The following is a 12,434-nucleotide window of genomic DNA, read 5'->3' as shown; positions in this document are numbered from 1 at the left end:
AGACAGCAACAGTGGAAGAAACGAGGAGCAGGCGATGGGCAAGATCTGGCTGGTGACGGGCGCAAGCCGGGGACTTGGACTCGAGATCACGCGCGCGGCGCTCGATGCGGGCGAAACGGTCGTGGCAACTGCGCGGTCCGCCGACGCCGTGCGCGATGCCTTCGAGGGCGAACACGATCGCCTGCACGTCCTTGCGCTCGATATCACCGACGCTGAAGCCGCGAACTCCGTCGCTGCCGAGACCATCGAACGCTTGGGTGCGATCGACGTGCTGGTCAACAACGCCGGCTATGCCGAACTGGGTTTCTTCGAGACCTTCACCGATGCCGCGGTGCGGCGTCAGTTCGAGGTCAACCTGTTCGGCACGATGAACGTGGCACGCGCGGTCGCTCCCCACATGCGTGAGCGTCGCTCAGGCCTCATCGTCACCATCTCCTCGGTCAGCGGGCTGGTCTCCAACGGCGGGGGATCGGTCTATTCCGCGTCGAAGTTCGCGGTCGAGGGATGGATGGAGGGCTTTGCGCAGGAGCTGGCACCGTTGGGCGTCCGCTCGCTCCTGGTCGAGCCGGGGATGCTGCGCACAGATTTCATGGATGGCAGGTCGGCGAGCTTCGGCAGCATCGACATTCCAGATTATGCCGAGGCGATCGCGCAGTATCGCGCGTTCGTGGACGAGGCCAGCGGTAACCAGCCAGGCGATCCGAAGCTCCTCGCCGCGCGGATCGTGGAGCTTGCTTCCCAAGACGAGGTGCCATCGCGGTTCGTGTTCGGCACCGACGCCCGGGAGTGGGTCGGTGCTAAGGTCGACCAGTTGCGACAGGAGATCGCCCAGTCCGCCGATTACGGCTGACACGAGAAAACAAAGGCATGGGCCAAGGGAGGTTATTACTCGGCGCCAGCAGTGACCCTCGGGCGCTTCCAAGAACGAATGCAAAGCCCGAAACGCGCGGGCAAGGCCTGCCAGGCACAGTCCGGGCTAAGCTTTCCAGGCAGACGGGGAAAATGAGAAAAGTGCTTTGTGTCCAGACGGCCGGTTTCGGGACGTCCGGTGAGACGGCGGAACGGCCGAGATGAAGGCGTCTTCTGCCTGTCTGCGCATCCTATTCGATGGACAGACCGCGTTGGCCGGGGGATCGCAATTTCCAAAAACAGGAAATGTGACACAGACAGATTAGAAATGTGACACAGACAGATTAACAGAGCCCCGGACACGGTTCCGCATGGTCAAATGACAAAAGACCGAAGTTCCATCACATCGCGTTTGGGCGCTATCCCGAACCTGCGAACATAGTCCCGACTGAACTGCGACGGGCTTTCATAACCGACCTCAAACGCCGCGTGCGAGACGTTGACGTCCTCTGATACCATCAGGCGACGCGCCTCAAGCAGGCGCAACTGCTTCTGATACTGGAGCGGCGTCATGGAGGTCAGCATTTTGAAATGCTGATGGAAAGACGAGAGGCTCATGCGTGCGACAGCGGCAAGATGCTCGATCCTCACCGGTTTCGCAAAGTTGGCACGCAGCAGATGAATGGCCTCCGCGACCCGTCGCATGTGACTGTCGGGCAGAACAAGTTTACAGACTTCGCCCGCATGCGGCCCTGTTAACAGCCAGAAACAGATTTCCCGCATGATCGCCGGCCAGAGGATCTGGGGTGCCGCCGGATTATCGAGCAGTCGTATGAGCCGCCTGATGCAGTCGGCCAGATCCTCGGATAGATCGGCGACGAATACCCCGATACCCTGATCATTCGACGGTAAAGGGGGCTGAGCAAGTTCCGCCATGACCTCACGCAGGATGCCTGCGTCCAGATCCAGGGTAATGCCGATATAGGGACATTCAGGGCTCGCCTCCGTCACACGACCAAGAGCAGGTATTTCGATGCTGACCAGCAGAAACGCCATGGCCCCATACTCGAAAATGGTATCCCCAAACTCCACCGCCTTAGCGCCCTGCAAGGTGATGCAGAGTGACGGTTTGTAGACCATGCCATTTGGCGGCGTCTTTTCACTCAGCCTGATGATATTCAGACCGTCGAACGACGTCGTGAAAAGCCCGCTCGTGCCACAACCCTGCGCGTCCAGATAGCGGGTTACAGCTCTGGCGAGAGATGACGACATTCCTTGCTCCAGCCAAAATTCTAACTATTCCCGTCTACACGTGGCGCACCGCCTAAGCCAGACCATTGCAGGATCGGGCAAGAAGTTTGGCAGTTCGGGCATTCGGTCCATCGGCGTACGCAGCTAGATACCAGATATCAGCAGGGATCAATGGCGCGTGCCGTCGAACTGTCAGCCATCCCCCCAAAGGAATTTCTTGCGTGGACAGGAACCAAATATGAGAAAATGGACGACATCGAACATTCCAGACATTCGTGGCCGCTCATTCGTCGTGACCGGAACAGGCGGCCTCGGGTTTGAGGACGCACTAGCGCTCGCGCGCGCCGGAGCAACGGTCATTCTCGCCGGACGAAACCCAAGCAAAGGCGCGGAAGCCGTTGCCCGGATCAAAAGAGACACTCCCGAGGCAGACATCAGCTTCGAAGTTCTTGATCTGGCTGACCTTGCGTCAATTGCCGCGTTTGGTGAGCGCCTGCGCAGCCAGCGCGACCATCTCGACGTGCTGATCAACAATGCCGGGGTGATGACGCCCCCCACACGCAAAGTGACCTCGGATGGTTTCGAACTGCAGTTCGGAACCAACTATCTCGGGCATTTCGCACTGACTGCGCATTTGCTGCCCCTGCTTCGCAAGGGTCATGATCCGCGCGTTGTCACACTCTCCAGCATCGCAGCGCGTGACGGTCGGATCGCATTCGATGATCTTCAGGCGACACATAATTACAAGCCGATGCCAGTCTACAGTCAGTCTAAGCTGGCCTGCCTGATGTTCGCGCTGGAACTTCAGCGTCGCAGCGAAGCGGAAAACTGGGGAATAACCAGCATCGCCGCCCATCCCGGTATTTCGCGTACCGATCTGCTTCCGAACGGAGCTGGCGCTTTGAGCGTATTTGGCCTCGCACGGCGGATATTGTGGTTTCTTTTCCAGCCAGCCGCACAGGGCGCACTGCCGACCCTTTTCGCCGCGACATCATCGGAGGCAAAGGGCGGTGGCTATTATGGCCCTGACAGACTGAGTGAGACGCGCGGGTATCCGACTGTCGCCAAAATACCCCCCGCAGCGCTCGACCGGCAGGCCGCCGCGCGCTTGTGGGATATCTCCGAACAACTTGCCCATGTGCAGTTCAGCAATAACTAATTAGAGATCACCGCAAGGAGGAACAAAGCAAAAGCAATAAGACGCAAAATAGTTCGCGTCCTGACGATGCCGCGTGGCCCCATGGCAGTAAGATTTCTGTTTGCGGGTCAGGATCGCCTGTTTCGAGGTTGCCGGAAAACATCTCTCATGTGCCGCAGTCTCACGAGAAATGCTCTCCAACCATATTCTCGTTTTTTGCCCCAGGCGCCTCAGCATGCGCGCGGTCAAGAGCTTACTCATACAGGCTAATTTCAAAAAGTCGCGGAACATCACTAGGGTCAACACACGAAGCGAATTAGTCGACGCAACTATGCTCTGTTACGATTCCGCCGACGTAGAGCCTGTGGCGGCTGTCCGTATACGCGCAGGCACGCGCGACGCATGCGTTCGAGATCGCGAAAGCCAACATGCAAGGCGATCTGGCCGAGCGATTCGCTCGTATTTTCGATACGTGGGAGAGCGGCGTCACACCGCAGGCGCTCGACTGCGCGAGCCGGTGTCTCCCCCGTCTCCACGACGAACTGCCGGGCGAACTGGCGTGGACTGATCCTCGCGACATCTGCCAGCCGCTCAACCGACAATGGCTCCCGCAAGTGCGTATGAATATAGGCAATAGCATCACGAATGCGCCCTGGGCGCGGCTCCAGGTCGAGAAGAGTCGAAAACTGAGACTGGCCACCACTGCGGCGATGATAAACCACAAGTTCCCTCGCGACAGCCTTGGAATTTTCGATCCCGAAATCCTCCTCGATCATCGCCAGCGCAAGATCGATGCCGGCGGTAATGCCCGCCGAGGTCCAGATCGCACCGTCGTGAATGAAAATCCGGTCGGCCTCGACCTTGAGCGAGGGATAGCGGCGCTGGATATCAGCCGTATGTCGCCAATGGGTCGTCACGCGATGTCCGTCTAGCAGCCCTGCTGCCGCCAGAACGAACGTTCCGGTGCAGACGCTGGCGCTACGCCGCGCATGAGGCGCCAGCATGCGCACAAGTGCAATCAGATCATTCTGCTGGGAGAGCATCTCTGTATCGGGAGCCCCCACGACCACAAGCGTATCGAGGCGCCTGGGCACAGGTGGCTGGATGGTGTCGATTGTCACTCCCGACGAACTGGCCACGAGCCCACCCGATACCGAGACGGTCCGGATGTCATAGGCCGTCCGATGAAAGTCGCGCGCCAGATTAAACGCGCATAGCGGACCACTTACGTCGAGGAGTTCGAACCCGGGAAACACGACGAACCAGATGGCAAGGGCATCGGAGGGAGCCGGCATCATCTGTCACCCTATGGCAGAATACGAGGTCTATATGTCATTTCTGCCACCCGTGACAGAGAATAAAATCCGCATGAAACGACAGGCCTCATGAGGCAGGAGGTCGCCGGATGGTCGCGACATCGTTGTCAGGATTGTCGGAGCCGGAAACAAAAAGGAGCTTACGTCATGATAGATACGCTTCGTTCTGGGACGAGCATCAATGGCATCGTTGTGCCGGACTCCTCTCTTGGCCGCGCGATCACGGAGTTTATTCGTGATACCGAAAGCGAGTTGCTCTTTAATCATTCGAGCCGCGTCTATTTCTTCGGCGCGCTTGCCGGGCAGCAGCGCGAACTGATCTTCAATCCCGAACTTCTCTACGCTGCCGCGATGTTCCACGATATCGGATTGATGCCATCGCACAGCAGCGAGACTCTTCGTTTCGAAGTTGACGGCGCCAATGCCGCACGGGATTTCCTCAAGAGTCACGATGTCGACCCATCTGACATCGAAAAGGTCTGGACGGGCATCGCCCTCCACACGACCCCTGGCGTGCCAGAATTCATGCATCCCGTGATCGCGCTCACCACGGCCGGCGTCGAAATGGACGTTCTCGGCCTTACGTACGACCAGTATCCCGACACGGTCCGCGAGGCAGTTGTTGCCGCCTTTCCAAGGACACCGCATTTTAAGGAAGACATCATCCAGGCATTCTACGACGGTATCCGCCATAAGCCGGACACGACCTTCGGTAACGTAAAGGCGGATGTGATCGCTGATAAAGAGCCTCATTTTCATAAAGGAAACTTCTGCTCAATCATCCGCACATCGCGCTGGAGTACCTGACCGCTGCGTCATGCGTATCTTCACATGATAGTGAAGGCGTTTGCATGTCAGTCCGAGAACTGCATCCACAGGATGCGTGTGATAACCGGCATGATACAGCCACATGAAAAATATGAAGACTTACACAGTTCTTGACAATTCGTTCCATAATTGCGATGTGTCATTCGATGGCAAGACCGAAAGCATTTGACCGGGGAGCGGCCTTGGCTGCAGCGACGAAGACCTTCGCGACCTACGGTTACGAAGGGACTTCGACCGAGGCCCTCGTGAAAAGCATGGGGATCGGTCGCCAGAGCATGTACGACACTTTCGGGGACAAGCGCGCACTATATCTTGAGGCTTTACAACATTACTGCTTCGAAAGTGTGGGACAAATCGCGGTAACGCTTCAGGCGACCGGCTCTCCTCTGACCGCAATCGAAGCCGCCTTGTTGGGATTCGCGGCCCGCATTCAGGATGACAGCATGTGTCTTGGCGTGGGCTCAATATGCGAATTTGGCCGACGCGATCGGGAAGTAACCGCAATCGGTAAATCATCTGCCGCAAGCATGCAGAACATTTTTGCCGCAACGATCCAGCGCGGCAAGGATCTCGGCGAAATCCCGCCGGAGATCGACCCGAAGGATGCCGCACGGTTCATCAATGCAACGTTCATCGGGCTGAAAGTCATGGCACGCGGGGGCGCAACACACGACGACCTGCGCGCCACCGCACAGATGGCCCTGCGCTGTCTTGGCTAGGGGGAAAGCTCTCCCCCCTTTTTTTGTTCTTTATTTGACTGTTCGTTCCAGAAAACTGAACGAACAGTCAGCAGATCGACCAGGAGTTTTCAACAATGAGCCTTTCACTGACCGGAAAAGTTGCTTTTGTTACCGGCGGATCGCGCGGTATCGGCGCTGCCATTGTCCGTCGCCTCGCGGCAGACGGCGCGGCCGTGGCCTTCACCTATGCGGCCTCGGCCGATGAAGCCAACAAGGTTGCATCCGAAGTCACCGCTGCCGGGGGCAAGGCCCTCGCCATCAAGGCGGACAACACCAGTGCCGATGAAATCAAGGCTGCCGTGTCGCGCACGGTCGCGGAGCTGGGCGGCCTCGACATTCTGGTGAACAATGCCGGCATCGTGCTCGGTGGACCGGTGGACGAGTTCGCGCTCGACACCTTTGACAAGATGTTCGCCCTCAATGTGCGCGGCACCTTCGTCGCGATTCAGGCAGCCGTCCCGCACATGAAGGAAGGCGGACGGATCATCAACAACAGCAGCGTGGTCGCGCATTACACCGCGTTCCCCGGCTCCTTCGCCTACGCGATGACCAAGGGGGCCGTCAGTTCCATGACGCGCGCCATTGCCCGCGATCTCGGGCCGCGCGGAATCACGATCAACGCGATCGAGCCCGGCCCGACCGAAACCGACAACATCAGGAACGACGCGATGCGCGACATGCTGCGTCCCCGCATGGCGCTCGGCCGCCTGGGGTCGGATACGGAAGTCGCGAGCTTCGTGGCCTATCTCGCCAGCCCTGAATCCAGCTTCATCACGGGCTCCCTGCTGACGATCGACGGCGGTTACTCCGCCTGATCCCGGCCTACCGGAACCATTCCCAGCAAAGGACAGTCCAGATGTCAGATGCAGGAGAAACAGTCCGGCAGTTCGTCGCATCCTTCGAAAAGAGGGATGCGGAGCTGCTCAAGACATTCCTTGACGACGCCATTGTGTTTTCCAACCACGGCGATCCCGAAGTGCGCGGGAAAGAAAACGTCGTGCAGATCTGGAAGCGGGTCTTCACGGCATTCGCGCAGGTGCGCTTCGAGACGATCCGTCAGGCCGTCGACGGCGCGATCGTGCTGGCCGAACAGATCCATCACCTGGCCCTGCCCGGTCGTGAATCCGCCGCCATCCCTAACATGGCGACCTATGAAGTCCGCAATGGCCGCATCGTGCTTTGGCATGATTACAGCGACGGCCAGTCCGCCCGCGAGACCCTGAACGCCACGAAGCCGCTTGCGGCGCCGCAGTCGTGACCTGACGCATACCCCCTTTGACTAACCATTCCAAGGAAGACTGGCATGCACGCTATCGTAATGCGCGAACCGGGCGGCCCCGAGGTTCTTGAACTGGTCGAGAGACCCGACCCGGTGCCGGGTCCCGGCGAAGTTCTGGTCGATGTGGCCGCGGCCGGCGTCAACTTCATGGATACCGGCGTCCGGCGCGGTATGTTCTGGATGGAAGCCGATCCGAAGATCCTCGGCGTCGAGGGCGCGGGCCGCGTCCTGTCCGTCGGCCAAGATGTCGAGGATTTCCGACCGGGCGAGCGCGTGGCCTGGGTTTACTCCCCCGGCAGCTATGCCAGTCGCGCCGTCATTCCGGCAGGGGCACTCGTGCCCGTTCCCGACGCGATTGACGACCAGACAGCTGCGTCCGTCATGATGCAGGGCCTGACGGCCAGCCATTTCGCGACGGATTTCTACCCGGTCCAGCAGGGAGAATTTGCCCTAGTCCACGCGGCGGCCGGTGGGCTCGGCCTGCTACTGACGCAGATCATCAAGATCCGGGGCGGCAAGGTCATCGGCCGGGTGTCGTCGCAGGAGAAGGTCGAGATCGCGCGTGGGGCCGGTGCCGATCATGTCATCGTGGATGCCGGCGGCGATTTTGCCGAAGAAGTCGTCCGCGTGGCTGACGGCGAAGGCGTGCATGTCGCCTATGACGGCACGGGTCCTGTGACGTGGCGGGCATCGCTCAATGCTCTGCGCCGCTCCGGCACGCTGTGCTGGTTCGGCCCGGTGCTTGGTGGCCCCGGCCCAATCGAGATCACCAGCATCCCAAAAAGCATCAAGATCGGTTATGCGGTCTTCGTGGACCATATTCATACGCCGGACCTGCTACGCGCCCATTCGGCGCAGATCTTCAATTGGATCATCGAAGGCAAGATGAAGGTCCATATCGGCGGCACCTACCCGCTGGCCGACGCTGCCCGCGCTCATGCCGACATGGAGAGCCGCAAGACGACCGGCAAGCTCCTGCTGATTCCGTGAAGAGGCCGGAAAGCAGGCTTAAGCGGAGACGCGGCATTCTGCATTATCTCGGGCCACATGAGGAAGCTGCTGGAAACCTCATGTGAGCGAGATTTTGGCGATAGTGACACAGGTTCGCTCGTACCATGCGCAGTACAAATCTCGAATACTTCAGGTTTGCCGTTGAGGCCGGTAGCCTGACACGGGCGGCCTGGCTTCATGGTGTCAGAGTTTCGACAATGACCAGAGCAATCGATAAGCTTGAAGATGAGCTTGGCGTTACCCTGCTGGAAAGAACCCACAGCGGCATTCGACTGACTGCGGCTGGCGATGTCCTCTTCCATCGAATCAGCTCATTGCTTGATGATTGGGACGAAATAAGAGCCTTGTCGCAAATTCTAGGAACGGGCCGCCGAGGGGTCATTCGGATTGGCAGTCTACTACCCCTCGTCGGCCAACGCATCAGGCTGGCGTTATCAGCATGGCGAAAAAAACATCCCGATATCAGAGTTTCTTTTCACGAAATGGGAGATTTTGACCTCCAATCCGCTCTATTTCGGCATCGTGTGGATGTGATTTTCTTCACTCCATTCATTCAGTCCGACTACCTTGAGTCACTTCCGTTTTGCGTTGAAAATCTGATGTTAGCCATGCCGAGCGAGCATCCACTACGTCAATATGAAAGCGTGACACGCAAGGAATTGCAGAACGAAACATTTCTACTACAGGATTGGGGAGGTGATTATAGTGTGCGACGTCGTTACCTAGAAATTTTGGGCAGCGACATCACCCTTGAAAGTCATCCGGCGGGAAAGCAGTCCGTATTTGCGCTTGTTGGATCTGGATATGGCATGACCCTTGCCGTCCAGAGTCAGGCGGAACAGGGTTTTCCGGGTGTCATTTTCCGGCCACTACGGGAGAGGAATACGCAATTGCAAATTCGCCTCGGTTGGGATGCCAATAATCAGGACACCGTTACGGGTCGGTTCGTGGCTTTTGTCCGTGATCTAGTTCCGGACGACCGGCGAGAAGACGTCTTGCCAAGGAAAAGGCTCGATCGCCAGCCATAAAGCGCGCGAGCATCGGCCCAATCAGCTTTGCTGGCGTGATCTCGGCCTGACCGCTCTCACGCGCCAGCAGCCGCCCGTATTCAACCAGATCGCGATGCACGGCGGCGGGAAGCTCGACGGTCACGCGTATCGGCCTGTCATCCGCAATTGGCCCAAGCCTGAGCTTCATCATCGGGAAACCTCCTGTCCGTAGGGGGCGAGAACCAGGTCACGATGCACCATGACCCGCACCGGAAAGCCCGGCCGGATGATATTGGTCGACTGGATATTCAGCGAGCGTCCGACGATCTGCTCGCCGATCTGGTTGAAGCCCTGCGAGCCGCCGGTCCGCAAGGCCTGGGCGATGCCATTGCCGCCGCTGATGTCGGCCTCGGAGCCCACGCTCAGCATCGTCGAGACCAGGGCGGCCTTGAACACCTCGCCCCAATGGTTGTCGGTCTGGTCCTGCAACCCGACGAAGCCCGCCGGATCAGCGGCCGGCTCGTTCTCCAGCACGATCGAACCCCCGGCACCGCGCATCAGCCGGGTCCAGACCAGCAGCACACGGGTCTGGCCATAGGAGATCTGAGAGTCATAGCGGCCGATCAGCGTCGCGCCCTGCGGGATCAGTAGGATATGCCCGGTCGGACTGTCATAGACATTCTCCGTCACCTGCGCCGTGACCTCGCCGGGCAGGTCGGAGCGGATGCCAGTAATCAGCGCGCCGGAAATGATCGATCCCGCCTGGATTATATACGGGCTGGGAGCGGGAGTCAGACGCGCGGCACTGACGGTACGCTGGTCGACCGGGCCATCGAGAAACGCCTGGTTGCGATCAGTGGCAGCACCGGCAGCCGGAACCGGGGTGGCACCAGCTGTCACCGGGGCAGCACTGTTTCGCCCGACCTGCGTCTGGGTAAAGAGATGGCTGACCCGTGCTGCTTCCTGCTCCTGAGCCATACGCTGCTTTTCGGGATCGGCGGGTGCCGCCGATGTCGCCATGCCGGGGACACCCACACCTGCTTTGAGGAACGGCCTGCCGAGATCGCCGGGCAAAGGAGGCCCGAGGCGCGGCGGGTGGGTATAGTCTCCCGGCAGATTCGCCAGCCCGTCCGGCGTGGTGCGATTGCCGGTATTATAGAGTTCGGCCTTGCCCGTTCGGGGTGCGGACTTCAGCGCCACATAGAGCGCGCCCCCGACGCCGAGCACCGCCACCAGCGTCAGCCCCATGATCACCCTGCGCGACAGCCGCGTGACCGGCGGTCGCGTCACGCGCAACCGCATCTCGCCCGGCGGCCTGACGGGAGGCACTGGTTTGTCCGCCTCCCCCGCTCCGGTGCTCCCGCTCACGACCGACGCGCTCCATCGGTGCGCACGATGCGCACCACCTGCTGGTGCTTCGCGCCCAGTCGCAGTTCGGCAGCCGCGAACAGGCGATCGACGATCATCCGATTGCCGCGCACCCGATAATTCACGAGTTGGCCGTCGCCCTGCGGGCCGACCACCCACAATGGCGGCATCTCCCCCTGGGCGATGCCGGTCGGGAATTCGATAAAGACCTGCCGCCCGTCATCGAAGGCCCGCAACGGCCGCCACGGCGCCTCGTCGCCCTCGACCCGGTAGCGAAAATTCAGCGCGTCGAGATCGACGCCGGTCACGACCGAAGCCGCGAGATCCGCGTCACGATCCTGGCCGCGCAGGGCGACGATCTGGTCCTGCGGATAATCCCAGGACACCGACGCCATATAGGTCCGCTCATCGGAGCGCAGTTCCAGATGATAGGTGCGCCGGTCGGTATTGACGACCAGGTTGGTGGTCAGGTCCGGGCGGGTCGGCTTGAGCAGGATATGAATCCGTTTCGACGCCCCTGCCCCGCTCTCGGTGTCGCCGATAATCCAGCGTACGGTATCGCCGGCAGCGACCGGACCGGCACCGACCAGCTTCTCGCCCGGCTGCAGCGCGATGTCGGTGATCTCGCCGGGTGCGGCATAGAGCTGATAGAGCGCACCCTCGGAGAAGGGATAGACCTGGATCGCATTGAGATAGCCGGCCCGCGTCGGCTGGATCCGCGCCACACTGTTGGCGCGCTCGACCCGCTCATGCGGATCGGCGGGCTCGGGTGATGCATGCCGATAGGGGATCGGCTTGAGCTGCCCCGGCAACGGCAAGGGCTCCGGCAGCTCCACCACCTGCACCGGCTTGGGCGGTTCCGGGGTGAGGACCGCCTGCCGGGGCGTATCGTCGTATCTGATGGCAGGCGGCTTCCATGAGGAGCAGGCCGCCAGCGGCGCCAGCAGGATCATGAACGGCGCGATTGTGTTGAGGGTGCGCATCAGCCGAGTTCCCTAGACCAGTTGAGGGCGTGGATGTAGATGCCGAGCGGGTTCTTGCGCAGCCGCTCGGCATCGGTCGGGGTGGTGACGACGATGGTGAGGATCGCGCTCCAGCGCTCGGTGGACGCCAGCGCGCTGTCGACATAGCGGCGCTCGATCCATTCCACCCGGAAGCTGTCGTCGGAAGCGCGGATGACGCTGGCAATCTCGATCGCAACCTGCATCCTGCCGATCCGGCTGAAGGGATCGTTGGTGCGGGCATAATCATTCAGGGCCAGCGCGCCGCGGTCGGTGACGTAGTTATAGGCGTCGAGCCAGTTCTGCCGCAGCACCACCGGATCGGCCGGGATGCCGCGTACCTCGGAGACGAAGCGCGCCAGATACCAGGCGATCTGCGGATCGGTCGGCCGATAGGCGGCGGTCGCCGGACCGACGGCCTGCGCCTGACCGAGATGGTCGATCTGCACCACCCACGGCGTGACGGTGCCGCGCAGCGACTGCCAGACCAGCCCGGCGCCCAGCCCGCCGCTCAAAGCGAGACAGCCGAAGAAGGCCAGCCGCCAGTTGTGGGCCTGGACACGGGCCGAGCCGATGCGATCGTCCCAGACCTGTCCGGCCTTGTGATAGGGCGTCTCGGGTTCCGGCGTCCGGCCGAAACGCACATTGGGGCGGCGGAACATGG

At 60.5% G+C, this 12,434-nt stretch carries 14 protein-coding genes; 8 read left to right on the top strand and 6 right to left on the bottom strand.

The features are described 5' to 3' along the window. Positions 1-34: 34 nt before the first annotated feature. Positions 35-850: an SDR family NAD(P)-dependent oxidoreductase gene (locus GOB93_RS04260; RefSeq protein ID WP_129551468.1), complete on the top strand. Its 816-nt coding sequence runs from the start codon at positions 35-37 to the stop codon at positions 848-850. A gap of 374 nt (positions 851-1,224) precedes the next feature. Here the strand turns inward: GOB93_RS04260 and GOB93_RS04255 are convergent, their stop codons facing one another. After that, on the bottom strand, positions 1,225-2,121 hold the full coding sequence (locus GOB93_RS04255; RefSeq protein WP_053323612.1) for an AraC family transcriptional regulator: 897 nt from the start codon (positions 2,119-2,121) through the stop codon (positions 1,225-1,227). A 217-nt stretch (positions 2,122-2,338) separates the two neighbouring features. On the opposite strand from GOB93_RS04255, the gene GOB93_RS04250 reads away from it, so the two are divergent. Then, entirely contained in the window at positions 2,339-3,259 is a 921-nt protein-coding gene (locus GOB93_RS04250) for an SDR family oxidoreductase (RefSeq protein WP_053323611.1), read from the top strand. Positions 3,260-3,567: 308 nt separating this feature from the next. On the opposite strand, the gene GOB93_RS04245 is transcribed toward GOB93_RS04250, so the two are convergent. Beyond that, on the bottom strand, positions 3,568-4,536 hold the full coding sequence (locus GOB93_RS04245) for a GlxA family transcriptional regulator (protein ID WP_242010533.1): 969 nt from the start codon (positions 4,534-4,536) through the stop codon (positions 3,568-3,570). 165 nt (positions 4,537-4,701) lie between these two features. Here GOB93_RS04245 and GOB93_RS04240 point away from each other — a divergent pair, with 165 nt between their 5' ends. The 6 genes from GOB93_RS04240 to GOB93_RS04215 all read left to right on the top strand — a co-directional run bounded on the left by GOB93_RS04240 (position 4,702) and on the right by GOB93_RS04215 (position 9,440). Beyond that, complete coding sequence (locus GOB93_RS04240) at positions 4,702-5,361, top strand: HD domain-containing protein (RefSeq protein ID WP_053323610.1); 660 nt, start codon at positions 4,702-4,704, stop codon at positions 5,359-5,361. Between the two features lie 203 nt (positions 5,362-5,564). Then, positions 5,565-6,101: a TetR/AcrR family transcriptional regulator gene (locus GOB93_RS04235; protein WP_198912161.1), complete on the top strand. Its 537-nt coding sequence runs from the start codon at positions 5,565-5,567 to the stop codon at positions 6,099-6,101. A gap of 95 nt (positions 6,102-6,196) precedes the next feature. Continuing rightward, positions 6,197-6,937: an SDR family NAD(P)-dependent oxidoreductase gene (locus GOB93_RS04230; protein ID WP_053323608.1), complete on the top strand. Its 741-nt coding sequence runs from the start codon at positions 6,197-6,199 to the stop codon at positions 6,935-6,937. A gap of 41 nt (positions 6,938-6,978) precedes the next feature. After that, the gene (locus tag GOB93_RS04225) at positions 6,979-7,380 is read left to right on the top strand and encodes a nuclear transport factor 2 family protein (protein ID WP_053323607.1); all 402 of its coding nucleotides are present in this window, start codon (positions 6,979-6,981) and stop codon (positions 7,378-7,380) included. Positions 7,381-7,425: 45 nt separating this feature from the next. Beyond that, entirely contained in the window at positions 7,426-8,391 is a 966-nt protein-coding gene (locus GOB93_RS04220) for a quinone oxidoreductase family protein (protein WP_053323606.1), read from the top strand. Positions 8,392-8,516: 125 nt separating this feature from the next. Then, positions 8,517-9,440 (top strand): LysR family transcriptional regulator, encoded by a 924-nt coding sequence (locus GOB93_RS04215; protein WP_053323605.1) that lies wholly within the window; start codon positions 8,517-8,519, stop codon positions 9,438-9,440. Here GOB93_RS04215 and GOB93_RS04210 read toward each other — a convergent pair. From GOB93_RS04210 to trbF, 4 genes are read right to left on the bottom strand one after another with little or no spacing between them, the layout of a single operon-like run. After that, the gene (locus GOB93_RS04210; RefSeq protein WP_456303409.1) at positions 9,346-9,609 is read right to left on the bottom strand and encodes a DUF2274 domain-containing protein; all 264 of its coding nucleotides are present in this window, start codon (positions 9,607-9,609) and stop codon (positions 9,346-9,348) included. The genes GOB93_RS04215 and GOB93_RS04210 overlap by 95 nt on opposite strands. Further along, positions 9,609-10,769, bottom strand: coding sequence for a TrbI/VirB10 family protein (locus GOB93_RS04205; RefSeq protein ID WP_173582262.1), 1,161 nt, complete (start codon positions 10,767-10,769; stop codon positions 9,609-9,611). The genes GOB93_RS04210 and GOB93_RS04205 overlap by 1 nt, the downstream gene beginning before the upstream one ends. Next, a complete protein-coding gene (gene trbG, locus GOB93_RS04200; protein ID WP_053323603.1) occupies positions 10,766-11,752 on the bottom strand; it encodes a P-type conjugative transfer protein TrbG in 987 nt (328 codons plus the stop codon). The genes GOB93_RS04205 and trbG overlap by 4 nt, the downstream gene beginning before the upstream one ends. Continuing rightward, entirely contained in the window at positions 11,752-12,432 is a 681-nt protein-coding gene (gene trbF, locus GOB93_RS04195) for a conjugal transfer protein TrbF (RefSeq protein ID WP_129551471.1), read from the bottom strand. The genes trbG and trbF overlap by 1 nt, the downstream gene beginning before the upstream one ends. Positions 12,433-12,434 lie beyond the last annotated feature (2 nt).

Origin of the sequence: Acetobacter musti, from assembly GCF_011516835.1 — a bacterium.
GTDB lineage: Bacteria > Pseudomonadota > Alphaproteobacteria > Acetobacterales > Acetobacteraceae > Acetobacter > Acetobacter musti.
This window is presented reverse-complemented; position numbering and strand designations above follow the sequence as displayed.